The sequence below is a fragment of the Paraburkholderia sp. GW821-FHT02A12 genome (assembly GCF_059422005.1).
This window is the reverse complement of sequence record NZ_JBWKWA010000002.1, coordinates 3,216,185-3,240,572: the sequence shown is the minus strand read 5'-3', so window position 1 is coordinate 3,240,572 and position 24,388 is coordinate 3,216,185. Positions and strand designations below refer to the sequence as shown.

Annotated in this window: 22 protein-coding genes and 2 pseudogenes; 10 read left to right on the top strand and 14 right to left on the bottom strand. The window is 62.3% G+C overall.

Annotation, left to right across the window (positions count from 1 at the left end; all coding sequences use genetic code 11):
• Positions 1–257 precede the first annotated feature (257 nt).
• Both AC07WT_RS35955 and AC07WT_RS35950 read left to right on the top strand, forming a co-directional pair.
• Positions 258–2,582 carry a sialidase family protein gene (locus tag AC07WT_RS35955; RefSeq protein WP_494950629.1) on the top strand — a complete coding sequence of 775 codons (2,325 nt, stop codon included), beginning with the start codon at positions 258–260 and terminating at the stop codon, positions 2,580–2,582.
• Between the two features lie 243 nt (positions 2,583–2,825).
• Positions 2,826–4,364: a sialidase family protein gene (locus tag AC07WT_RS35950; RefSeq protein ID WP_494950628.1), complete on the top strand. Its 1,539-nt coding sequence runs from the start codon at positions 2,826–2,828 to the stop codon at positions 4,362–4,364.
• Positions 4,365–4,427: 63 nt separating this feature from the next.
• Here AC07WT_RS35950 and AC07WT_RS35945 read toward each other — a convergent pair whose 3' ends face one another.
• From AC07WT_RS35945 to AC07WT_RS35935, 3 genes are all read right to left on the bottom strand, one after another.
• On the bottom strand, positions 4,428–5,279 hold the full coding sequence (locus AC07WT_RS35945; protein ID WP_494950627.1) for a carbohydrate ABC transporter permease: 852 nt from the start codon (positions 5,277–5,279) through the stop codon (positions 4,428–4,430).
• Complete coding sequence (locus tag AC07WT_RS35940; protein WP_492594795.1) at positions 5,276–6,184, bottom strand: carbohydrate ABC transporter permease; 909 nt, start codon at positions 6,182–6,184, stop codon at positions 5,276–5,278. The genes AC07WT_RS35945 and AC07WT_RS35940 overlap by 4 nt, the downstream gene beginning before the upstream one ends.
• Before the next feature lie 142 nt (positions 6,185–6,326).
• Complete coding sequence (locus tag AC07WT_RS35935; RefSeq protein WP_494950626.1) at positions 6,327–7,559, bottom strand: ABC transporter substrate-binding protein; 1,233 nt, start codon at positions 7,557–7,559, stop codon at positions 6,327–6,329.
• Positions 7,560–8,006: 447 nt separating this feature from the next.
• On the opposite strand from AC07WT_RS35935, the gene AC07WT_RS35930 reads away from it, so the two are divergent.
• From AC07WT_RS35930 to AC07WT_RS35920, 3 genes are all read left to right on the top strand, one after another.
• Entirely contained in the window at positions 8,007–8,780 is a 774-nt protein-coding gene (locus AC07WT_RS35930) for an SDR family oxidoreductase (protein ID WP_494950625.1), read from the top strand.
• Positions 8,781–8,873: 93 nt separating this feature from the next.
• Entirely contained in the window at positions 8,874–9,956 is a 1,083-nt protein-coding gene (locus AC07WT_RS35925) for an ABC transporter ATP-binding protein (protein WP_492594798.1), read from the top strand.
• A 74-nt stretch (positions 9,957–10,030) separates the two neighbouring features.
• Complete coding sequence (locus tag AC07WT_RS35920; protein ID WP_494950624.1) at positions 10,031–10,891, top strand: MurR/RpiR family transcriptional regulator; 861 nt, start codon at positions 10,031–10,033, stop codon at positions 10,889–10,891.
• 119 nt (positions 10,892–11,010) lie between these two features.
• On the opposite strand, the gene AC07WT_RS35915 is transcribed toward AC07WT_RS35920, so the two are convergent.
• The 3 genes from AC07WT_RS35915 to AC07WT_RS35905 are packed head-to-tail and all read right to left on the bottom strand — an operon-like array spanning position 11,011 to position 13,106.
• Positions 11,011–11,319, bottom strand: coding sequence for a hypothetical protein (locus AC07WT_RS35915; protein ID WP_494950623.1), 309 nt, complete (start codon positions 11,317–11,319; stop codon positions 11,011–11,013).
• 18 nt (positions 11,320–11,337) lie between these two features.
• Entirely contained in the window at positions 11,338–12,228 is an 891-nt protein-coding gene (locus tag AC07WT_RS35910) for an IclR family transcriptional regulator (RefSeq protein WP_494950622.1), read from the bottom strand.
• Positions 12,225–13,106, bottom strand: a complete 882-nt coding sequence (locus AC07WT_RS35905; RefSeq protein WP_494950621.1) for an IclR family transcriptional regulator — start codon at positions 13,104–13,106, stop codon at positions 12,225–12,227. The genes AC07WT_RS35910 and AC07WT_RS35905 overlap by 4 nt, the downstream gene beginning before the upstream one ends.
• A 272-nt stretch (positions 13,107–13,378) precedes the next feature.
• On the opposite strand from AC07WT_RS35905, the gene AC07WT_RS35900 reads away from it, so the two are divergent.
• The 5 genes from AC07WT_RS35900 (at position 13,379) to AC07WT_RS35880 (ending at position 18,741) form a co-directional block, all read left to right on the top strand.
• Positions 13,379–14,338 carry an MBL fold metallo-hydrolase gene (locus tag AC07WT_RS35900; RefSeq protein WP_494950620.1) on the top strand — a complete coding sequence of 320 codons (960 nt, stop codon included), beginning with the start codon at positions 13,379–13,381 and terminating at the stop codon, positions 14,336–14,338.
• A gap of 43 nt (positions 14,339–14,381) precedes the next feature.
• Entirely contained in the window at positions 14,382–16,127 is a 1,746-nt protein-coding gene (locus AC07WT_RS35895; protein WP_494950619.1) for an FAD-dependent oxidoreductase, read from the top strand.
• 85 nt (positions 16,128–16,212) lie between these two features.
• Complete coding sequence (locus AC07WT_RS35890) at positions 16,213–16,449, top strand: DUF2783 domain-containing protein (RefSeq protein ID WP_494950618.1); 237 nt, start codon at positions 16,213–16,215, stop codon at positions 16,447–16,449.
• 187 nt (positions 16,450–16,636) lie between these two features.
• Positions 16,637–17,962, top strand: coding sequence for an MFS transporter (locus AC07WT_RS35885; protein WP_494950617.1), 1,326 nt, complete (start codon positions 16,637–16,639; stop codon positions 17,960–17,962).
• 80 nt (positions 17,963–18,042) lie between these two features.
• Positions 18,043–18,741 (top strand): 4'-phosphopantetheinyl transferase family protein, encoded by a 699-nt coding sequence (locus AC07WT_RS35880; RefSeq protein ID WP_494950616.1) that lies wholly within the window; start codon positions 18,043–18,045, stop codon positions 18,739–18,741.
• A gap of 181 nt (positions 18,742–18,922) precedes the next feature.
• Here the strand turns inward: AC07WT_RS35880 and AC07WT_RS35875 are convergent, their stop codons facing one another.
• From AC07WT_RS35875 to AC07WT_RS35840, 8 genes and pseudogenes are all read right to left on the bottom strand, one after another.
• On the bottom strand, positions 18,923–19,402 hold the full coding sequence (locus AC07WT_RS35875) for a hypothetical protein (protein ID WP_492594806.1): 480 nt from the start codon (positions 19,400–19,402) through the stop codon (positions 18,923–18,925).
• 119 nt (positions 19,403–19,521) lie between these two features.
• Entirely contained in the window at positions 19,522–20,181 is a 660-nt protein-coding gene (locus tag AC07WT_RS35870) for a nitroreductase family protein (RefSeq protein ID WP_494950615.1), read from the bottom strand.
• 89 nt (positions 20,182–20,270) lie between these two features.
• Positions 20,271–20,429, bottom strand: a pseudogene (locus AC07WT_RS35865) (Lrp/AsnC ligand binding domain-containing protein); the annotation flags it as partial.
• Positions 20,430–20,458: 29 nt separating this feature from the next.
• Positions 20,459–20,833: a hypothetical protein gene (locus AC07WT_RS35860; protein WP_492594808.1), complete on the bottom strand. Its 375-nt coding sequence runs from the start codon at positions 20,831–20,833 to the stop codon at positions 20,459–20,461.
• A 331-nt stretch (positions 20,834–21,164) separates the two neighbouring features.
• Entirely contained in the window at positions 21,165–21,380 is a 216-nt protein-coding gene (locus AC07WT_RS35855) for a hypothetical protein (RefSeq protein WP_492594809.1), read from the bottom strand.
• Positions 21,381–21,572: 192 nt separating this feature from the next.
• Positions 21,573–23,179: pseudogene (locus AC07WT_RS35850) on the bottom strand (MFS transporter).
• 38 nt (positions 23,180–23,217) lie between these two features.
• The gene (locus AC07WT_RS35845; RefSeq protein ID WP_492594811.1) at positions 23,218–23,502 is read right to left on the bottom strand and encodes a DUF3303 domain-containing protein; all 285 of its coding nucleotides are present in this window, start codon (positions 23,500–23,502) and stop codon (positions 23,218–23,220) included.
• Positions 23,503–23,946: 444 nt separating this feature from the next.
• Positions 23,947–24,165 carry a hypothetical protein gene (locus tag AC07WT_RS35840; protein WP_494950614.1) on the bottom strand — a complete coding sequence of 73 codons (219 nt, stop codon included), beginning with the start codon at positions 24,163–24,165 and terminating at the stop codon, positions 23,947–23,949.
• Positions 24,166–24,388: the final 223 nt, after the last annotated feature.

The window sequence follows — 24,388 nt, the reverse complement described above, 5'->3', positions numbered from 1 at the left end:
AAAAAAATCGCGGACGGTACGCTCGCACCGTGCGTGATGCCTACCGACCACCGCTCCCCTATCAGAGTCGCCCGGGTCATCGAAAAATTTGAGGGGGTCGGCTGCGAATCTAGCCGGGTCAGTTCGTCTTGGAGCTAACAACAACGGGATTCGTAGTCCAATCCCTCTCCGAGTGTCGACCACGGATGCAAAACTATTTCCCGAGGTGGATAAGAAAATAGAGAGGCTACTGCCAATGGCGTTACCTAGGAGGAACGATGCTCCCGCTCATTCTTGGACCACGATACAACATCCGCGTCACCTGTGATGCCAGCCCCAGCAATGACCGAAGTGAATCGACGATAGAAGTCAATCCGACCAATCCGTACAACATGGTCGGGTCGTCCAAACGGTTCACCGACCCGCACACCTATGCGTTCTCGCTCGCCGCGTATTCGACATTCGACGCGGGCCGATCGTGGCAGGAGGCTGCGCCCCTCGGGCTCCTCGCGGGTTGGGACGGCGTTTCGGATCCGACGGTCGCCTTCGACGACATCGGCGGCGTATATCTCGTCGCTCTGCCGTTTCAGGGAGCCGAGCCGATGGCCATAGCGGTGTACAAGTCTACGGACGGCGGGTTGACCTGGTCCGCTCCGAACCTCATTCACTCGGCGCCTGGCGATGACAAGCAGTCGGCCGCAGGCGATACCAATCCCGGCAGCCCCTATCATGGCCGTGTTTACGCCGCCTGGGACGGTCCGGGTGGCATGCTCTTCGGGCGCACGATCGACTACGGGGCCAACTGGCGCGGGACCGGAGCGAACCCGGTCGGAACGTCGCTTGCTCCGGCCTCGTTCGGACCCCAGGTCGTCGTGGCCGCGGACAGTAGCGTCTACATCTTCTTCATCGCCGGCACCGACATTCAGTTCGTCAAATCCACCGATGGCGGGGATTCGTTCTCGAACCCGGCCATCGTTGCGAGCGGAATCACGGGCTTGCCCGGCCAGCTACCCGGTGGGACGTTCCGGACGCCCACGGTCGCGACGGCGTGTGTCGGCGTGAATGCGACCGACCTGGTTGTTGCCTGGGCCGACTATCGACAGGGAATCGCCCGCATCTACTATGCGCGCTCCAACAATGGCGGCGCCGTCTGGCAGGCGGGCAGCGGCTCCGGCATGCCGCTGATGAGCGGCGGCGCTGTCTCTGCCCCGGATCAACACGAGTTCCAGCCGCAGCTTGCCTGCACGCCACAGGGAGACGTCGGCTGCGATTTCTATCTCTTCGGACCGAAGGGCGGCGGCACGACACCGCTGATCGACGTTGTCCTGACAGCGTCGGCCGACAACGCGGCGACCTTCGTGGATCGGGCCACCGTGACCGAGATGCCGTGGGACCCCACAGTGGATGCCGTCTGGGCGCACGGGGATCCTAACGTCACCTTCATTGGCGATTACTTCGGTCTGGCGGCGAGTCCGCTCGGGTTCTTCCCGTTCTGGATGGACACTCGCACCGGAACCCAGGAAATGTTCACCGCGCGCGTCGCGGTCCGGCCCGCGAACGTCTACATCAGGGACTCCTCGAGCGACACAGGAACGGTACCGTCACCCGGCAATCATTGGGAGGCTCCGGATCTGATCGTGCGCCGGCAGCAGGACGGTAACGCTGTCTGGGTCGATCAGGATCTGCTGCGCGACGGTGTGACGGACCATTTCATCTACGGCAAGATCACCAACCTCGGGCCCAATCCCGCGGAGAATGTCACGCTCGCTGTCACCGTTGGCAACTATCCCGCGCTCGATGCGCTGCCTGGGCTGGAGTTTCGTTATCCGCAGGATTGGTATCCGGGCGACTGGCAGACGGCTGCGGTCCAGCAGAGACACCTGTATCTCGGTGAAAGCGCGCCGATCAATCTGGCGGTGGGCGCCACCCGTATCTTCGGACCCATTCGCTGGTCCGCCGCTCAGATTCCTCAGGAGGGCACCTGGCACCCATGCCTGCTGGCCGAGGCGCGCGGGGACAACAACGACTCCGCAGGCGGCCTTGATGGTGCGCCACTGCTGGTCGCGCCCGGTACGTGCGATTACGGCAGCTACTTCTGGGGCGACAACAACGTCTGCCAGCGCAACCTGTCATACGCACATGTCTTCGCCGACGCCGAGAGCCTGATCGAGTTGCCCTTCATCATCGGCAGCCCGTACAGTCACGCAAAGCTCGTCGAGGTCATCGTCCGCAAGGACTACCGGCTCGACGACGTTCCGATGATTCTCGAAGTGCTTCCGCCCAGGAAGGGGGAGAAGCCGCCTGTACCTGACGGGAATCACATGCACGGCGCCAAGCTTACTGGCAAGCATTGGAACCTGACGCATCGAGTGGCTGGAGTCGGCTTTGCGGTTGAACCAGGGCAGACGCTTCGCCTGAAGCTGTCGGTCAAGCTTCCCAACGAATTCGATCTCGACGCGCCGACGAAGCTGACCATCTTCCAGCGCAATGACGGCCATGTCACGACCGGCAGCGCCACCCTCGAGCTCGTTCGCGGCCACGTCGAGCACGCGAACCACGAACGGAAACAACGTGCTCCTGCGGCGCGCAAATCGGGGCGATGACGCCGCGCAGCATCGGACTCCAGTTACTGCACGCACTTTACAAAATCGGCCTGCCTGCGCCGTTTTGCTTACACGTGATTTTGCAAGGCACCTTTTCCGAGCTGGGCTGTCGGGTTCCATCGGCCAGCTGTTACCGCCCGGGGCCTTTTCATTCTGCTGGTCGTGTCTTCGCGACCAGCCCATGAATGAAGGTTTCGCGCCGGGCGATCACTCGACCTTTCGAATAATCGATAAGGGGGGATCATGTCGAATATCCAGGTCACGCACGATACGAGCGTGAATAACGCGAGAAGCGAAAGCAATATCGCAGTCAACCCCAATCACCCGAAGCAGATCGTAGCGGGGTCCAAGAAGTTCGGGGACATTCACAATTACGACTTCATTCTGGCCACCGAATACTCCGCGGACGGTGGCCTCTCATGGCATGATTCGGCCGCCTTGACGCTATCCGGTTTTACGCTGCTCACCGACCCTGCGCTTGCCTGGGACGATGTGGGAAACGTCTATCTGGTCGGTCTGTCGGGCAACAATCCGCCGACCTTCGACACCGTCGGGATCGTGATCTACCAGTCGTCGGATGGCGGGCAGACCTGGAGCGCTCCGCTGCCGATCCACAACAGCGCTGGCGATGACAAGCAGTGGGCGGCAGGAGACACGAATCCGTCGAGTCCGTTTCACGGCCGCGTCTATGCAGTCTGGGACGACGGATCCGACATGCGGTTCGCACGCACCACGGACTATGGTGTAACCTGGATCGGTGCGGGACCTGGCGTGACACCCGCCGGCACGGTGCTCATCAATGATTCGTTTTCACCGGACATAAGAGTCGCGGCCAACGGTGACATCTATATCGTCTGGATCGCGGGAAGCGAGATCAAGATGATCGTGTCGACCGACGGGGGCGACAGTTTTGCGCCCGCCGTGTCGCCGGCCGTGGGCGTGACGACGCTCAATGCCGGATTGCCGGCCCCTCATGGGTGGCCGGTGTTTCCGGGCGGAAACTTTCGCGTGCTGACGATCCCATCGGCGAGCGTCTTCGGGAGCACCGTCGCCGTGGCATGGGCCGACTTCCGCGAAGCCGTGTCCCGTATCTACTGCGCAGTGTCGCCTGACGGCGGCGCCAGCTGGCCCACCGGTCTCTCTGGAAAGCCGCTGCTGGCAGGACCGCTACCCTCGGGTTTGCAGCACTTTCACCCGCAGATCGTCATTGATCCCAACGGCGTGATCGGGTGCGCCTTCTACGAGTTCGGACCCAAGCCGTCGACACCGCTCATCGATGTGATCATCGCCCAGTCGGTTGATGGCGGGGTCTCGTTCGATCGTGCCATCGTGACGGACCAGCCGTGGGATCCGGCCATCGACGCGCCGTGGTCCCATGGAGATTCCAACGTCACCTTCATCGGTGACTACTTCGGGCTGGACGCCAGCACGCGGGGATTCTATCCACTCTGGACGGACACACGCACCGGTATTCAGGAACTCTGGACTGACATCGTGCGGGCCCGTGCAAAGGCGGCTGGGATTCCACTTGGTGTCTATGGGCAGGTAGCCCAGATTCTGGACGGCATCATTCAGGACGGCGGTGGCGATGAGATCGTGGGCGGGCATATCGTACATATTCCGCCCTGGGGACCCGAACTGGATATTCTGCTGGGTGTCGCGATCCAGCGGATCGCCACGCTTGTCGCCAGCCCCGGGGGCATCGGCATTCAGAGAGCAGCCATGGCCATGGTGGCGCACGTAGCTCAACAGGAAGTAAAGCGTCTTGAAGGCAAAGGATAGGCGACCAGCGCGCATCCAGGTGACTCGCGGTGCCAGGCCAACTCCGGTCGCGCCTGCCCACCGCTACTTCACCGCCCCCAGCGCCAACCCCTTCACCAAGAACCGCTGCAACCACGCAAACACAATCGAAACGGGCAACGTCGCACCGAGTGTCGCCGCCATCACAAGATGCCACTCGACGACGTACTTCCCAGCGACCATATCCGTAACTTGAACGGTCAAAGTCTTATTCTCCGGCGACCGAATCAACGTATAGACCACCGCAAACTCATTCCACGCATTAATAAAAGTAAAGATCGCCGTCACAACAATCGCAGGCACGGCCAACGGCAAGAACACCTTAAAAACAGCCGTCGTCCTCCCACACCCCTCAAGCCATGCCGACTCTTCAAGATCCCTTGGCACAGTCTGAAAGTAAGAAGACAACATCCAAACCGCAAACGCGATATTAAAAGACGCATAAGAAACGATGACTCCGATCCTGGAGTCAACCAGATTCCCATCCCCATAAGGAATCATCGCCGCGAGCCGGAACAAGCCAACAACCAGCAGAATCGGCGACAACATCTGCGTCACCAGCAGAAACTGCGAATACAACCCCTTCCCGCGAAACGGAAACCTCGCCAGCGCATAAGCCGCCGGCAAGCTCACCGCCAAAGCCAGCGCAGTCGAAAGAAAGCTGATCACGCAGCTATTCCTCAGCGCCACGCCAAAATTAGCCGCGACCCACATGTCCGAAAAATTGCTCCACTGCCAATGCACCGGCAACCACCTTGCCGGATACACAAAGATCTCCGAAGCTGGTTTCAAGGCGGTAAACAGCATGACGGCAAACGGAAACAGCACGACCACAACCAGCGGCGACAGCGCGAGCCAGCACCACAGCGTGCGCTTCATCTTGACGCTCAGACTCATGTCGGCTCTCCTTCTTTTGCGGGCTGCAGGCGCAGATAGGCGATCGAGAAAACGAGCAGCATGACGAGCATGATCAGCGACACCGCGGCAGCTTCGCCGGGTCGTCCCAGACGGAAACCGAGCTCGTAGAGATACGTGACGAGAATATGCGTGCCGTTGTCGGGGCCGCCTTGCGTCATCACCCAGATGATCGGGAACGAGTTGAACACGTAGATCACGTTCAGCAGAATCGTCATGTTGACGAACGGCCGTAACAACGGCAGCGTCAGTTTGCGAAACTGCTGCCAGGCGCTGGCGCCGTCCATGCGCGCCGCTTCGTAGATATCGCCCGGCACCGACGACAAACCGCCGAGCAGAATCGTCACCGTAAAAGGAATCGACACCAGAATGCCCACCGCGATTTCCACCGGAAACGCGAGTTCCGGCGTCGCAAGCCAATGAATCGGACCGCTGATGAACCCGAGCCGCTGCAACGTGACGTTGACCATGCCGTAGTCGTCGTTGAAGGCCCAGCGCCAGACCACGGCGGTCATCGTCAGCGAGACGGACCACGGCAGCATCACGATCGTGCGCGCTACGCCGCGTCCATAGAAGTCCTGATTCAGCACCAGCGCGACCGGCACCGAAATCAGCACCGTGCCGCCCACCACGCAGACGGTCCAGATTACCGTCCGTCTGGCGGCGGCCAGGAAGGCGGGGTCGCTGAAAATCGTATAGAAATTCTGCAGGCCGGTGAAATCGCGAATCGCACCGAAGCGCGACACCTCGTGCAGCGATTGCCACACGATGTTGAAAATCGGATAGCTGATGATGAACAGCGCCAGCGCGAGGCTCGGCGCAATCAGCAACCAGGGCGCTTGCAGGCGCGAAGAAACGGAAGAAACGGAAGAAATGGAACGGCTCATGCGTGCTCGATCGTAAGACGCGCCCGCATCAAAAGCGGGCGCGACGGGATGGGCCGGACAGTGCAGTACGACCGGAACGCGCGCCGCCTTCGCGACGGCGGCGCGCGTTCCGTCTTCAGCAGATCACTGCGAGACTACGCGATCAATGACCGAGCGACTTGTTTGCTTGCGCCGCCGCGGCATTCAGCGCGTCGGCCGGTTTCGCCTTGCCCAGATAGACCGACTGCATGGCATCGGTCACGGCCTTCGCGGTGTCTTCCCAACCGGTCACGGTCGGCGCGAAGTGGGCCGTTGGCAGCAGCGCGACGAAGGCCTTGGTGTCCGGATCGTTGAACGCCGGATCGGTCGCCTCAGCCTTGGTGGTCGGCAGGAAACCCTCGGTGGTCGTGAACTCGACGCGCGGTTCCTTCGTGAACAGATAGTCGAGGAACTTCCATGCCGACTTCTTCACCTTCGAGTTCTTGAACATCACGATCGAGTCCGTCACCGCGTAGGTGGCGTGCGTCGTACCCATCGGGATCGGATCGATGCCGTACTTCAGGTTCGGCGCTTCCTTCTTGATCTGCTTGGCGAGGAATGGCGCGGAGATCATCATCGCGACGCGGCCTTGCTTGAACAGGTTCTGCACGTCTTCGCGGCTGTAGCCGGTCACGCCCGGTTGCGTCAGCCCCTGATCGATCATCGTCTTGTACAGCGTGGCCGCCTTGATGCCGGCCGGCGAATTGACCGCCGCCTTGCCGTCCTTGCCGACCACGTCGCCGCCGTGGGTCCACAGGGCGTAGTAAAAGTAGACGTCGGTTTCGATTTCCTTGCCTTGCAGGCCGAAGCCGGCCACGCCTTGAGCCTTCAGCTTCTTCGACGCTTCGAGCACGTCATTCCAGGTTTTCGGGCCGTCGGGATAGCCGACCTTCGCGAGCAGATCCTTGTTGTAGTAGAGCGCACGTGCGGAAGCGGCGATCGGCAGGCCGTACACCTTGCTGTTGATCTCGCCCGGTGCGAGGAACGGGCCGATAAAGCGGCCCTTGAAGCTTGCGTCCATGTAGCTGTCGAGCGGTTCGGCGACGTCGTCTTTCACGAAGTCGAGCAGCCACCGCGTGCCGACGATCGCGAGGTCGGCGTTGGCGCCGCCGGAAATGTCCGTTTGCAGTTTCTGTTGCAGCGTGTCCCAGTTCACGTCTTCGATCTTGATGGTCGTGCCGGGATTGGCCTTCTCGAAGTTGCGGGCCATCTTTTCGAAGTACGGCGCGGTGGCATCGCTGTAATGCGCGACGGTGACGCGGACCGTGTCGGCGTGAGCCGCGACGGCGATACCTGCAAACGCGAGCGCCACGGCAACTTTGCCGAGCGCGAGGGAAGCACGGGCATGCAACGACATTTCTCTCTCCTGTGTCGATCGGAGTTAGCGCTTCAGCGCTTACTCCGGTCCCATCCAACGAAGGGTGTCGATCGGAGTTAGCGTGTCGACCAGAGTTAGCGCTTTAGCGCTTACTCTGGTCCCATAGCGCTTACTCCGGTCCCATCCAACGATGGTGGGGGGGGCTGCTGCCGTCGCCGGCCGCTTGGGGTTGAATTGTTTGAAAAAATCCTACATGACGAAAAATAGCTTGTCACGTAGGGTCTGCGATATTTTTTCTCGGCCGGTTTTGTGCATAAGATGCTGTAAAGCAGGGATGTTTTGTGGGGCGAGAAGAAACGGATACCCAATCTTCGGGATGACCAGGCAACTGCGGGTCGTCAGTTTTGTAGGAAATTTACACGCGAAACCGGCGCCGGCAACGAGGGGCAACGAGGGGGCAACGAGGGGTTGAGGAGTGAGGCGAACATGAATCGTGTGGTGTTGGTAACCGGCGCTTGCGGCGGAATCGGCAGCGTGTTGTGCAAGCGGTTCGTGGAGCAAGGCGATACGGTGCTGGCGCTCGACATCGACGCGAACGCGCTCGGCGCTTTGACTTCGCAGCTCGGTGACGCGCACGTCACGCCGATCGCGGTCGATCTCGGCGACGCCGAAGCGGTCAAGCAAACGGTGGCCGCAGCGGTCAAGACGCGCGGTCCAGTGGACGTGCTGGTCGCGAACGCGGGCGCAGCCCAAGGCCTGACGCTTGCCACGACGGACGCCGCCAGTTGGCAGCGCGACATCCATCTGAATCTGAACGGCACGTACCACACGGTGGAAGCGGTGCGCACGTCGATGATCGAGCGGCAAAAGGGCGTGCTGGTGCTGATCGGTTCGGTGAACGGCATGGCTGCGCTCGGTCATCCGGCGTATAGCGCGGCGAAGGCGGGTCTCATCAGCTACACCAAAGCGCTGGCGATCGAGCTGGGCCGTTACGGCATTCGCGCGAACATCGTTTGTCCGGGCACGGTGAAGACGCAGGCGTGGCAGGCGCGGGTCGACAAGAATCCGCAGGTCTTCGAGGATCTGAAGAAGTGGTACCCGTTGCGCGACTTCGCGACGCCCGACGATATCGCCGACGCGGTGCTGTTTCTCGCATCGCCGATGGCGCGTGTGATTACGGGCGTCGCGTTGCCGGTGGACGGTGGCTTGATGGCCGGCAATCGTCTGATGGCCGAGGAGCTGACGCTCGAACCGCTTTGAACCGCTTTGAACCACGTTGAACTGGTAAGCGAGCGTGGCGCGCACTGCGTTCAATGAGGCACGACAGCACGACGGAATGACAATGAGGACAGCATGGCAGCAGTGCAACTGAGCGGCATCTTCAAACGCTACGGCGACACGCAGGTGGTGCACGGCATCGATCTGCACATCGACGACGGCGAGTTCGTCGTGCTGGTCGGCCCGTCGGGTTGCGGCAAGAGCACGCTGATGCGGATGGTGGCGGGGCTCGAAGAAATCAGCGGCGGCGATCTGATGATCGGCGGCACGCGCGCGAATGGTCTCGCGCCGCAGCAGCGCAATATCTCGATGGTGTTCCAGAGCTACGCGCTCTATCCACATTTGTCGGTCTACGAAAACATTGCGTTCGGGCCGCGGATCCGCAAGGAATCGTCGGCGAGTTTCAAGCCGCGCATCGAAGCCGCCGCGAAGATGCTGAATCTCAGCGGCTACCTGGACCGCTTGCCGCGTGCGCTGTCCGGCGGTCAGCGGCAGCGCGTGGCGATGGGCCGCGCGGTGGTGCGCGAGCCGTCGCTGTTCCTGTTCGACGAACCGCTGTCGAATCTCGACGCCAAGCTGCGCGTGCAGATGCGCACGGAAATCAAGGCGCTGCATCAGCGTCTGAAGAATACGGTGATCTACGTCACGCACGATCAGATCGAAGCGATGACGATGGCCGACCGCATCGTCGTGATGAACGCGGGACGTATCGAACAGATCGGCCGGCCGCTGGAACTGTACGACCATCCGGCGAATCTGTTTGTCGCGAGTTTCCTCGGCTCGCCGTCGATGAATTTCGCCGAAGGCGTGCTGGTCAATCGCGCGCAAGGCGCCGGTCTCGCGTTGAAACTGGACGACGGCGGCGAAATCGTTCTGGAGGGCGCGCCGGCCTCGGCGACTGCCGGCGCGAAGGTCACGCTCGGCGTGCGCCCTGAGCACATCGAGACCATGGCGGAAACGCCGGATGCTTCGATGGAAGTCGAAGTGGTCGAGCCGACTGGCGCCGAGACCCATTTGTACGGGAAAATAGGCGGCAGCACGTGGTGCGTGACGACTCGCCAGCGCTCGAAAGTCGAGCCCGGTCAGCGCGTGACGCTGCGCTTGCCGGCCGAACATATTCATCTGTTCGATACGGAGAGTGGGCGCAGGCTGGTCTGAACCGCGCGATGCTGGCTGAAGCCGATTGAAGCTGCGACGCGACGCGGATTCATTTAACCCTTAAGGAACATTGGGTGTCCGCACCGAACTTGATTCCCCACATCCGCAGCGCACTGGCCAATTTGCGGCCCGCCGAGCGCAAGGTCGCCGACATGGTGCTGAGCGACGTCGACTTCGCCATGCGTGCGAGCATCACCGAGCTTGCGCAGCGCGCGGATGTCTCCGAGCCTTCCGTCACGCGCTTTTGCCGCGCGATCGGCGCGCATGGTCTGCGCGACTTCAAGATGCAACTGGCGCAGAGCGTGGCGGGCGGCTTGCCGTACGCGTCGACTGCGGTGGCGCGCGGCGACGATGTGCAGACGCTGATGGACAAGGTCGGCGAAGCGGCCGTCGACGGCATCACGCATGCGCGCGGCGCCCTCGATCCCGCAGTGGTCGAAAGCGCGATTGCGGCGTTGGCGAGCGCGCGGCGGGTGTTCTTCTTCGGCGTCGGTTCGGGGTCGGGGCTCGTCGCGCAAGATGCGGCGCTGCGGTTCTTGCGCCTCGATATCGCCGCGAGCGCGTTCACCGACGGTCATCTGCAACGTCTCTATGCCGGGCTGATGGAACCGGGCGACGTCGCTTTCGCGATTTCGCATGCGGGGCGCAGCGTCGAAGTGAACGAAAGCATCCAGATCGCCAAGGAGCGCGGCGCGACCACGATCGCGCTGACTAACGTCGGCTCGCGGCTTGCGTGGCTGGTGGATATTCCGCTGCTGCTGCGCGTGCCGAGCCCGATCGATCCGAATACGCCAGGCGTGTCGCGGCTCGTGCATCTGTGCATCATGGATGCGCTGGCAATCGGCGTTGCGCTTAAGCTCGGTCCGAAGACGCTCGAAAAGATGCGGCATGCGAAGGCGCGGTTGTCGCATGAGCCGGAGGCGGCGGGGGATTAACCCTCGGTGCGAACCGCACAGTGATTTTGCGCTGCTCGTTGTCGCGGGTATTGGCGGGTGGGGCTATCGCAGGGTTAAAGCGCGGCGGGATGCGGGAAGCCGCGAGTGATGCTGCAGGGTTAGCGGCTGTTCTCATCCGCAAATGCATCCGTAATGGCCTGCACGATTTTTGCCCTCAACTCTGGCCGCTCGTCGAGTAGCGGATAGCGCTTGCGCAAGTGGTTCGAAATGTCGTTGTCGTTCTGTCGAACGCTGCGAATGATACCGTCCAGATCGTTGTCGGGCGCCTCGAGAAAGTCCTTGATGGTACGGCGTGCTTTGTCGGGTGCCTTGGGGGGCTCGAGAGCCGCTCTGGTTTGCTCAGTTTTGCTTACTCGGCTCCTAAAACGATTAGAAATCGCCTGTTTTATGAAAAAACGCTTACACACCCTTCGGCGGCCCCTTCTTCAGCCCTCGGCCGCCGCCTCGATCCACCCAAACCGCCGCGACAACCGCAGCGTCGCGGCCTTTAACGTGCGCGCCGGATCGCCCGCCGGTTCGCTGTCGAAGCTGCCGGTCGGCCCCATCAGCGCGAGCACCAGACAGATGCTGCCGGTGTGGTCCAGCACGGGCGCGGCCAGCGTGTTGATGCCCGGCACGGGGCGGCTCAGCGCGGTATCGATGCCGTCCGCGCGAATCTGTGCGAGCCGTTGCGCGTAGTGTTTGGCCACTTGCGCCGGCGCCGCTTTTTTAGCGCTCGCCGTGGTCGTCGTTGCCGTCGTTGCCGCCGTCGCGAAGATATCCGCTCTGTCCGCACCCGCCAGCCGCAGATGATCCTGCGCGAGCAAGCCATTGCGCACCTCGTCCGCGACGTAAGCGGCGAACACGCGGCCGATCGCTGTGTTCACCAGCGACATCACCGTGCCGACCCGCAAGCTCACATGCAGCGGCCGCGCGGATTCTTCCAGACGTACGACGGTCGGCCCGAGCGGCCCGAGCACCGCCATCGCGACGCTCATTCCCGTCGATGCAGCCAGTTCGACCACTTCCGGTTCGGCTTCGCGGGTCGGCGAAAGACGTTGCAAGCCGATCAAGCCGAGCTCCAGCGCAAGCGGACCGGCTTCGAAACAACCCGCGGCGTCACGATTGAGCAAACCGATCTTCAGCAGGCTCACGAGATGCGGAAACGCCTTGGCCGGCGGCATGCCCGCGGCGGCGGCAAGGTCGCGCAAAGTCAGCGGCCGCGCCGCAGCGACCAGCGCGGCAAGCAATTCGCCGGTGCTGTCGAGCGACTGGATGCCGCGCTGCGGTTTCGCATCGGCGGCGCTATTAGGCGAAGTGTCGGGAGAGTCGGTCACGATGTGGAAGAAGCAAGCAGGGAAGGCGTTGCCGCAAGTTCGGCGCCGATGTCCCGAGCCGTGGCGAGGAGCGCTTGAGCGGTCGGGCCGTCGGCGGCCACGTCCATCGCGCCGGTCGAGCCGATTACCGTCAGCGCGAGGCATAAGCGGCCGTCGCCATCGATCACCGGCGCGCTCAGGCTGCTGATTCCCGGGCTCGGCACATCGACGCTGCACGCAAGCCCGCGTGCGCGAATCTCGGCGAGCGCCGCTTCGAACGCTGCGTGCTCGCCGGCCGGCGTCATCGGGCTATCGGCGGCGCCGGACTGGTTCGCCCACATGCCGTCGAGCGTGGCGCGCGGTAGATAAGCGCAAAACACACGTCCAGTGGAAGTCGCCGGCAACGACATCACCGTGCCCACGTGCAGATTCACGTGCAACGGAAAGCCCGCATGCTCATATCTCACGATGGTCGGCCCTTGCGGACCAGCAATGCAAATCGCGACGCTAAAGCCGATCGCTTCGGCCAACGCCGCCACGCGCGGTACAGCGGCGCGGAACGCCGGCTGGTTTTCCAGATGCAGCAAGCCGAGCCGCAGCGCCAGCGGGCCGGGTTCGTAACGGCCCGAAAGCTCGTCGCGTTTGATCAGCCCCAGGCGGCCCAGGCTCACCAGATAAGCGTGGGCTTGCCCAGGCGCAAGCTGCGCGCTGGCGGCGAGATCGGACAGCGCGAGCGGACTGCGTGCCTGTGCGAGCGCCAGCAGCACGCGGCCGCCCACTTCGACGCTCTGGATGCCGCGCTGGGTCTTGCCGCTGTCGGCTGGTTCGCCGCCGCCTTGATGCCGGCGTCCGCCTTTGCCCGCGCCCGATTTCGCTGCTTTGCTCACACCCGCGCTCATCCGTAAAAAGGGTCCATATTAAAGGAAGACTCCCGAAGGCCCGCACCTTCTTGTCCTTATCTTAGGCGTTTTGAAATTTGCGTATAGCAACACATTTCGCTATTGACAAATAATCTGAGACGGCCATAACATGCATTCACCCCGACATACCGGTGCAGTCACAGAGTCAAAACGGGGCGAGACAATCCTCCAATACAGTCAGCCTGCGCGGCAAACGGCACGCCACGCAGCCGGCCGTCTCGCCTCACGTCCAACTTTTGAGGGAGACAAGCATGGCAAAGGCATTCGCATCCCAGGCCGACCTGGAAGTCAAGAAAGTCACGTGGACGCAGTTGTCCGAGAACGCCTACGCGTACACCGCTGAAGGCGATCCGAACTCGGGCGTGATCATCGGCGACGACGGCGTGCTGATCGTCGACACCACCGCCACGCCGGCCATGGCGCAAGACCTCATCGCGAAGATTCGCAGCGTGACCGACAAGCCGATCAAATACGTCGTGCTGTCGCATTACCACGCGGTGCGTGTGCTCGGCGCGTCGGCGTATTTCGAAGAAGGCGCGCAAGAAGTGATCGCGAGCCGCGGCACGTACGAGATGATCGTCGAGCGCGGCGAAGCGGACATGAAGTCGGAAATCGAACGCTTCCCGCGGCTCTTTGCCGGCGTCGAAACGGTGCCGGGCCTGACGTGGCCGACGCTCGTGTTCGAAAAGGAAATGACGCTGTTCCTCGGCAAGCTCGAAGTGCGCATCGCGCATCTGGGCGCGGGCCACACGAAGGGCGACACGGTGGTGTGGCTGCCGTCGCAGAAGGTGCTGTTCTCCGGCGACCTGGTCGAATACGACGCGGCCTGTTATTGCGGCGATGCGCAGCTCGAACAATGGCCGGCCACGCTCGAAGCGCTGCGCGCGCTGAACGCCGGGAAGCTCGTGCCGGGGCGCGGTCCTGCATTGACCACGCCGGAAGAGGTCAACAAGGGCCTCGACTACACGAAGGACTTCGTCACCACGCTATTGCAACAGGGCCGCGAAGCCGTCGAACAGAAGCTCGACCTGAAGGCCGCGATGGCGCACACGCGCAAGGCGATGGACCCGAAGTTCGGCAACGTGTTCATCTATGAGCACTGCCTGCCGTTCGACGTTTCGCGTGCCTACGACGAAGCGAGCGGCATCACGCACCCGCGCATCTGGACCGCGCAGCGCGACAAGGAAATGTGGGACGCGCTGCAAGCCTGATAAAGAAAGCGCACCGCAGAGCAGAGATGGACGGAGACACAAGATGAGCATCAACTACCAGACGCTGTCGTTCGAATATAAGCCGTGCCGTGAACAGAGCGAACCTGGCGCACAAGCGGCACAAGGGGCACAAGGGGCACAAGGCGGCGCGGAGCGGGCGGCCTATCCCGTGATCGTGGTCGGCGCGGGCCCGGTGGGCCTCGCCACGGCGATCGATATCGCGCAGCAGGGCGTGCCGGTCGTGCTGGTCGACGACGACTGTTCGTTGTCGACCGGTTCGCGGGCGATCTGCTTTTCGAAGCGCTCGCTCGATATCTTCGACCGGCTCGGCTGTGGGCAGCGGATGGTGGACAAGGGCATCAGTTGGAATGTCGGCAAGGTGTTCCTGAAAGATGAACTGGTGTACACGTTCAATCTGCAGCCGGAAGCGGGCCATCACCGGCCCGCGTTCATCAACCTTCAGCAGTACTACGTCGAAGGTTTCCTGCTTGAACGCGCGCAGGAGATGCCCAATCTCGAGATCCGCTGGAAGAGCAAAGTGGTCGGCGTGCAGCAGAACGGCACGCCGGGCACGTGCGATGCCAGCGTGACGCTGAGCGTCGATACGCCCAATGGTCAGTACGCGTTGCGCGGCCGTTACGTGGTGGCCGCCGACGGCTCGCGCAGTCCGATTCGCAATCTGATGGGACTCGACAGCAAGGGCGTCACGTTCAAAGACCGCTTCCTGATCGCCGACGTGAAAATGGAAGCGGACTTCCCGACCGAGCGCTGGTTCTGGTTCGATCCGCCGTTCCACCCGAATCAATCGGTGCTGTTGCATCGGCAGCCGGATAACGTGTGGCGGATCGATTTCCAGCTCGGCTGGGACGCCGACCCTGTGCTGGAAAAAACACCGGAGCGCGTGATTCCGCGCGTGCGCGCTTTGCTTGGACCTGACGCGAAATTCGAGCTGGAATGGGTCAGCGTCTATACGTTTTCGTGTTTGCGGATGGAACGCTTCCGGCACGGCAATGTGCTGTTCGCGGGCGATTCGGCGCATGGCGTGTCGCCGTTCGGCGCGCGCGGCGCGAACAGCGGCGTGCAGGACGCCGAAAACCTCGCATGGAAACTGGCGATGGTGCTCGAAGGCAAAGCGTCCGACGCATTGCTCGACACCTACGCCAGCGAGCGCGAATTCGCCGCCGACGAAAACATCCGCAACTCCACGCGCTCGACCGACTTCATCACGCCGAAGAGCCCCGTGAGCCGCGTATTTCGCGACGCCGTGCTGAAGCTCTCACGCAAGCACGCGTTTGCACGGCAGTTGACCAATAGCGGCCGGCTCTCGGTACCGGCGGTGCTGCGTGATTCCCCGCTGAATACAGCGGACAGCGACAGCTTCGAAGGCCTGATGGTGCCTGGTGCGTCATGTGTCGATGCGCCGGTGCAGGTGGCCGGGCAGCCGGCATGGCTGTTGCGGCAACTCGGCCAGCGCTTTACCGGCGTGTTGTTCTGCGGCTCGCAAGGTGTGGATTCCGCGACGCAGGCTGCGTTGGCAACATTGCGTGCCGGTTCGATTCCGCTGAATCTCGTCGTGGTGACGAGCGGCGATGCTCAGGATGTCGTAGCCGCGGGCGCGAACGTCGTGCGCGACGTCGAAGGTCTTGCAACCGCACGCTACGACTCGACGCCCGGCACGTTCTATCTGATTCGTCCGGACCAGCATGTCTGTGCGCGGTGGCGGCAATTCGACATGAGCGCCGTGGAAAGTGCGTTGAAGCGCGCGTTGTGTGTCGAAGGTACGGCCTGAACGCACAGTAGGGCAGGCGCAGCGCAGACGCAAAGCACATGCAGAGCACATGCAGCGCATCAGCTAAAAATAGCAGGAGACAGTCATGACGTTGAACACGCAACCCAATCTCGCCCGCCCCGACGATTTCTACGAGGCGCTGATCGACATGCATCGCGATCTGAGCGATGCGCAGAGCCAGTCGGCCAATGCGCAACTGATTCTGCTGCTCGCCAACCATATCGGCGATCACGCGACGCTGCTCGAAGCCATGCAATACGCGCGCGAAGGCGCGGCCGATGCCCCGCTTCGAGGCGGCGAGACGCATCCGCTGGCCGCCTGAGCCGGCGGCGCAAGCGACACGAAATCCCGGTACGCAGGTGATGGTTCGAGTCACCTGCAATCCATCAAGACTACGGCACGCGGCGTATCAACGCCGCCGCGTACCGTTCCAGCAGCAAACAAAAACGCGGCGCATCAAGACGCCGGACCCATCGGGTCCGTTGGACCCTCACGTTTGGAGAAGACCGATGAGCCAATCTTTTGTCCGCGCGCTCGAGCCGGGCGCATCCGCTGCCGCGCACGACGACCTGCTGTATCACAAGGTCTCGCTGCGGATCATTCCGTTTCTATTCCTGTGTTATGTCGTGTCGTTTCTCGACCGCATCAATATCGGCTTCGCGCAGTTGCAGATGAAGCACGACCTCGGTTTCAGCGACGCGATGTACGGTCTCGGCGCGGCGGTCTTCTACATCGGCTACGTGCTGTGCGAAGTGCCGAGCAATATGCTGCTCGCGCGCTTCGGCGCGCGCCGCACCTTCACGCGGATCATGCTGCTGTGGGGCATGGCATCGGTCGGCATGATGCTGGTGTCGAAGCCGACGCACTTCTATGCGCTGCGCTTCATGCTCGGCGTGTTCGAAGCAGGTTTCTTTCCCGGCATCGTGCTGTATCTGACTTACTGGTATCCGGCGCGGCGGCGTGCAGCCGTGCTGTCGATTTTCTTTGCCGGCGTTGCGGTGGCAGGTGTGCTCGGCGGTCTCGTGTCCGGCTGGATCATGCGCGACATGGGCGGCGTGATGGGCATGTTCGGCTGGCAGTGGATGTTCGTGATCGAAGGCGCACCGGCCATCGTGCTCGGCTTGCTCGCCGCGTTCTATCTGGACGACGGGCCACAGCATGCAAAGTGGCTCAATGCTGCCGAGCAAGCGCATCTGATCGCGCAACGCGATGAGGACCGGCCGTCGGGGGATGCGCATGCGTCGCGCTCTTTCATGCAGGCGCTGCGCAATCCGCGGGTCTATCTGTTTGCGTTCATCTATTTCTCGCTGACCTGCGCATCGCTGACGTTGAACTTCTGGATGCCGCTGATGATTCGCGATTTCGGCATTCACGACGTGCTGGCGATCAGTCTTTATACGGTGATTCCGAATGCCGTCGGCGCGGTGGGCCTGATTCTGATTGCACGCCACTCGGATCGCCGCGGCGAGCGCCGCCGGCATTTTGCGGTTTGCACGATCGGTGGCGGTATCGCGCTGTCGCTATTGACACTGCATCTGAGCAGTTTCCCGGCGATGCTCGCGATCCTTTCGCTGGCCGCCGTGCTGATCTTCGCCGCGTTGCCGATCTTCTGGACCGTGCCGTCGGGCTATCTGTCGGGTGCTGCCGCGGCGGCCGGGATTGCGCTGATCAGCAGCATCGGGATCACGAGCGGAATCGTCAGCCCCTGGGTGATCGGCCAGATCAAGACGCATACCGGCAGCATGGACAACGCGCTGTATCTGCTGACCGCGCTGTTGTTCGTCAGCGGTGTGGCGTTGCTGCTCGGCGTGCCCAGGGAAACCCGGCGCGTCTGAAGATCGAACGGGCCCGGAGGTCGGATCGGGTACAGTCGCGGTATTGTCTTGCGACCTCGCTTTTGAGCCCCAACCCTGCGATGTATTCTGTTGAACCCGTTCCCTTAACGCATGAAGGCCCGCCCGACGTTTCGTTGTGGCGGGTCGATTTCGTTTTCGATGCGTCACTGGATGACGCCGCCTTCGCGCCGCTCAGCGATGACGAGCGCGCGCGAGCCCGCGCCTTTCGCCGCCATGAGGACGCGCTTCGATTCGCGACGGTGCGCGTGGCGCTACGTGCGCAACTGGCAGGGCATCTCGGCATTGCGGCGCACGCCATCCGTTTCATGCTCGATGTCAATCGCCGTCCCCATGCCGCGGATTCCGGTGCGATCGATTTCAACGTATCGCATGCGGGCGCGCATGGACTCATCGCGATGTCGCCTTGCCGGCGTGTCGGAGTCGATATCGAACAGCACAGCGATAAATTCGATTGGCGTTCGATCGAATCGTTGACGCTCGATGAAAGCGAAGCGGCGTGGATCGAGCACCTCGACGCCGCGCAGCAGATCGCCGCGTTTTACGACGCATGGGTCGCTAAAGAGGCACTCGTCAAAACAACCGGCGTGGGCATCACGCGCGGTTTGCAGCATCTGACGGTGTTGCCGCGCGACAGCGCATGGGTGACTTTGCGCAATCACGTTCCGGACGACATGCGCGATATCTCGGCGCGCTGGATCGAGGCGCCTGATGCTTATGCCGCATGTGTGGCGTGGTCGGTTTCAACGTTCGCGGAATAGAACGGGCCGACGCGCACGTACCTACGCGACTGCGCCAAAAGTCAGCGCCTTCGGCCAGCCAAACGCTGGCACCTGCGTGACCGGCTGCGCGAGCGCAACCGCCGCGCGAGTCGAGGTTGTCGCGCAGACGCGGCGAGGCGGGCGAAGCCAATTCCAGTTCCAACGGCATGGGCCTGGCCCCTCAATGCATATACGTGACGCGGCGAGCTTGCACGTCGAGTTCGAGACCGGCGTCGAGCAGATCGATGGCGAACCAGCGGATCAGCTTCAGCACGCCGCTGACGGCCGGCGCGGGCAGCCATTCGGTCAGCATGCGTAACGCGGCGCCGCTATGGGTTCGTTGCAGCAGCGCGATGGTTTGCAGAATCACGGCTTCGTCTTTGCCGAGATCGCTGGCGCAGCGGCACCGCATGTCGAGCGGACGGTAGGACACGTGCATCAGTGAACGCATCAGCAGATCGAAGTGTTCAATGCCGTCTTGCCGCAAGCCCACACCGGTCAGGATGTCGCGCCAGTTCATGCCGCTGCGCACCGTTTCGCAAGCCGGGCGCAGCCACGTGCGCACGGCGCTCAGGACCGTGCGGTCGGGCGCGTCGGTGGTGTCGATAGAATGATCGTCGATCAGTTCGGGACGGCTGCTGTATTGAGAGCGGAAGTTCATCGATGCTCCTGAATGGACACGGTCCAATGAGTCGCGCCGGCCTGATCGAAGGAATGCCGCGTCGCGGGCCAGCGCTGTTCGCAGGCGACGGATGGGCGATGACGCAATGCTTGCTTGCGTCAGGTTCGTGCCGGCTGAAGCGGACGCCATTCGCGCACGTGTTCGCTGCGCGGCGGACGCGCCGTTGTCTGCCCGGGCGTTTTCGGCGTGCCGACAAAGAGGAAGCCGAGCAGCCGCTCGTTCGGCGCGAAGCCCAGAGCGTCATGCAGTTGCGCTTCGTCACTGTCCGCGCCGGTGGACCAGAAACCGCCGTAACCGAGCGCATGAATCGCGTTCAGCATGTTCATCGTGGCCGCGCCGACCGCCAGCAATTGTTCGCTCTCGGGCACCTTCGGATGAGCCGAGAGCGCGGCGCCGAGCGCGATGATCAGCGGCGCCGCATAGGCCTTTTGCCGCCGATGCGCATGCGCCGAACGCGGCTCGCCGGGCGAGCGGGCGCAGGCCAGGTCGACCAGCACGTCGCCGAGCCGGCCGCGCGCGTCGCCGCGGATCGTGACGAAGCGCCACGGCCGCAGATTTCCGTGGTCCGGCGCGCGCAATGCCGTGTCGAAGATCAGATCGAGCTCGGCGTCGGCAGGACCCGGCTCGATAAGCGGCCAGTGAGACTGGCGCGACAGCAGCACTTCGAGCACCGCCTTCGCGTTCGGCGTGGTGGCGGCGTCCGGCAGCGTGTCGATTTCAGCTTCGGTTTCGGGACAGCAGGCGTCTGGCGTGATCATGATTTCATTCGGCGGGTAGCACGGACTCCATCATGATCGAAATCATCGTTAAATGCAAATGATTCTCATTTATACGATGGCGCGGTGCGTTACACCTGCACGGAAGGAATGCTCTTCATGCAGCGCAGTGCGAACATCGAGCGGCTGTGGCGGATGCCGGCGATCTTGTAGAGTTTCTCGCGCAGAAACCGCTCGTAGCCGGCGGTGCCGTCTACAGCCACCTTGACCAGATAGTCGTAGTCGTTAGCTGCCTGCGTGCATACAGCCTTCAGGTTGCTCAGGATGTTTTGGTGGACGTTTTGACCGCGCTTTGTACGGCGACATTGCGATAGACGTCGCGGCAAAATTGCATGCTGGTGTTGTCGTGTGTGCCGGTGACGGCAGCCGTTATTTTCACTGCGCCTTTGTCGGACGGGGGTGTTGCTGGATTGATCACAGCGGCATCGATCGCGAACGGATCGGTGGCTGATGCGCGCATGATGCCGATGCCCTTGATCGTGACCGCGAGACAAGGATCCGGAACCTGCGGACCGTGCGCGGCGGCGACGTTGAAATTGATGTTCAGCGTCCAGAAACCTTCGTGAATGCCCTGATGAATGATCACCGCCTTCACCACGTCCTGATGCGACAGCGTGTATTCGTTGCTTGCCATCGGTCCCTCCTTGCTCGGACGCGGCATGCGCGAGCGCGTGCGTATCTGGCATTCGCGCGGAACCGTCAGTCTAGTCTTTGACTTCGATTCCTCGACTACCTGTCAGGTCCGGTCCAGGCTAATACCCGTTATGGGAGCGCGAAATTTGCCTGGCAGGACTCGTCCGACGTGTATGTGCCTTAGCCGATGGCGCACGGTGTGACGCAGCAGGCAACGTCGTCGTCGTCGTCGTCGTTACGCGCAGCGTTACGTAACGTGAACTCGATTTTCGGTAGCAAATGGCGCTCGCTGACCCCCGCCGCTGACGGGAGGCATCCCACGAAGCCGCACCTTAGCCGTCGCTCTGCAGGCTCCTCTCCGCCTCAAACCGATCCAACTCCCTGAGCAGTCTCCCAATCGTGGAAATCTGCGAATCGGACAGGTGGAAAACATCCAGAATCTGTTCAAGCCGTCTACGCCAATAGGCCGGCGGCAGCACAGGCTCACCGCGAAACGCGCTCAGCGACGGCACCATCACACGCGCTACGTGCGCGATGTCTTCATCCATTGTCATGCCCACAACCCCGAAGACCTCGTTGTTTAGTTTTGGCCCTTGTTATATGGCTCGCTTAGGCTGAAAACGTATGCGCTCGAGTAGCGCCCGCAAGCCGCGACCCGACATAGTAGAAACTCAAAATCCACCGGTCAAGGTCTCTGACTATTATTCGCGGTTCAGAGCGTCAAACCTTCACCTTGCCTCTTAAGCATCCGCTTCCGCCTGCCCGCCCGTCATCAGCTCAACTTCCAGATAAGTGATCCGCACAGGCGGCACGAACCACGCGAGGCACAAACCGATTAGCGCAGCCGCGCCCGCCACCAGAATGCCGATATGGATCGACTGCACCAGCGCATCGCGCGCGGAATTTATCATCGCGTCGCCGGCATGGCCGGCGCTCACCAGCCGATTGATCAAGGCCGCCTGTTCCGCGCGGTCCACCAGCAACTCCGGACTCGCGAACGACTTGAACCACTGCGTAGCCTGATACGAATCCAGCGACCGATGCACGCCGCGCGTGTATAGATGTCCGAGCAATGCGCCCGTCATCACGGTGCCGAGCATGCCGCCGAACGTGCGCAGCGATTGCAGCAGTGCGGTGGCGGCGCCGAGATGGTCCCGCGCGACGATTTGCTGCGAACAGATCGTCAAACTGGTTGCCACCAGTCCGAGCCCGAGTCCGCTCAGACCCATGCACGACATCCACACCAGGTGCGGCTCCGTGCCCCGCAGTGCGACCACGCTCAGACACGCAAGCGCGGACAGCGCAAAACCCGCATACATGATCGCGTTCGCGCGGCGAATTCGTGTGACGATACGATTGTTCACCACGCTTCCCACAGTGGTGCCGAGCAGCAGCGGCGTGATCAGCATGCCCGAGTCGTGCGCGGACATCGCGTAGCCGCCCTGAAACAGCAACGGCACATAAAACACCAGCGAAAACAGCGCAAAACCACCGAGCACAGACATCGCGAAGAGCGGGGAGAGCTTGCGATCCATCAGCATGTCCACTGGAATGATCGGGTAGCCAATGCGTCGCTCCCACAACCAGAGTATCAGCGCGCAGATCGCCGTCACGGTGCCCAGCACGACCGTCATCGTGCTGAAGCCTTGCCTCGGAAACAACTCGATCAGCAATTGCAGCGAACCGAACGTGACAGCGACGACGAACGCGCCGAGCCAGTCGAGCCGCACGCGGCCGCTATGCCGCAAATGACGCAGCGGCGGCAGAAAGCGCTGCACGAACAGCAGCGAGACCAGTCCGACCGGCACGTTGACGAAGAACACCAGCCGCCATATTGCGTCAGCAATCCGCCGAGCGTCGGGCCGACCATATTGGCGATGCCGAACGCCGACGTGACGAATACGAGCCAGCGCAGCCGCAGCTTCGGATTGGGGAACAGATCGGCGACGGTGGCGAACACGGTGCCGATCAGAATGCCGCCGCCGATGCCTTGCACGCCACGCGCGATCACAAGGAGCAACATGCTCGAGGCGACGCCGCACAATACCGACGCACAGGTGAACAACACGATGGCGGCGACCAGAAACGGCTTGCGGCCGAACAGGTCGCCGAGCCGCCCGAAGATCGGAATGGTGATCACCGATGCGAGCATGTACGACGTCGCGACCCACGCGTACAGATCGAAGCCCTTCAGATCGGCGACGATGCGCGGTAAGGCGGTGCCGACGATGGTCTGGTCCAGCGCCACCAGCATCGCGACGAACGCAATGCCGAGCATCGCCAGCACCGATTCGCGAAACGGCAGTAGTTGTCCGTTGGGACGCGGCGCGGCTCGACCGGGAGTCATGGTGTGCTCCACGGAAAGTAACAGCGGGCGCGGTGGGTTTACTTGTGTGCCGCCTGGTGCGCGGCCAATGCGGCACCCAGATCTTCATCCGTCATGGCCGGCGAGACGGACAACGACAACAGGTCGCCCCATTCGAGCGCCAGCGCCGAAAGCCCACGCGTATCGTCCGCTTCGACAATTGCGACGCCATGCAAGCCGCCGACTGCGTGCCAGCGCCCGAGCAATTCGACACCCTCCGGTGCCTTGCCGCCGGTTTTCATGAAGCGCTCGATCACGGATTGTTCGGCGGACGGCTGCCCAACCCATTGCACGATGAATTTCATTGCGGATCTCCAATTTGAATTGGCGATGCCGGCTCGTGGCGGGCTGCCATCGTCGCGAGCGTCGCGTGGCGCTCATGTATGACGTGTGTCGCGACACTTCCACGCCAGCATGCCGCTCGAACATGCGCTGTTCGCGAGCGGCATAAGACCACGTGGCGTCTTAACCATCATAGTTGACGATGCGGCGGCTATCGTCGCCGCATACGGACATTCAATAGGCCTATTGAACAATGCGCCCTACGCGGCCAAAGCGTGGAGGGCGCATCATTGTTTCCAATTACGGGCATCTCGCGCGTCCTAGAGGAAGGACGACGGATTTCCTGGCGGTACTCGCGACCCCGTCGGTGTGTAACCTGTAACCGGAAGAAAAAACGCGAGGGGCACATACGCAAAACGGCACGCGCATCGAGCGCGTGCCGTTACTGCGAAAGTCCGAACCGGAGTCTACCCGCGCGACAACTTGCGCGGCGCGGCCGTGTCGGCGATTGCCTGGTGCGCTGCGGGAAAACCCGGTGGATACTCGACGACGCGCGGCGAACCCGGCGCCGGCTGCGCGGCAAAACTCCAGCGTGCACCGATCCGCGCTCCGCCGATAATCGCGGCCATGGCCTGGCGGTCAAGTTCGACACTGTCAGTGAGGTCTTTGATGACGACTTTTGCCATGAGGGCTCCAGATAAATAGGCGAGTCGGCAGTCCGCTTCGTTGGTGCGATGGTTCGGCTGCCGCCCGGTTTGAGTCTTTAAAGTGTGCTGAGGTCTCCTCGCCCTATCAGTATAGGAAATCTGCTTGCGGCCCGCCTGTAGAGTACAAGTGATCGGTACGGCGGATCGGTACGGCGCTCCCGCAGCGGGGCAATCCTGGTTTGCGAAAGCATGGGTCCGGGGC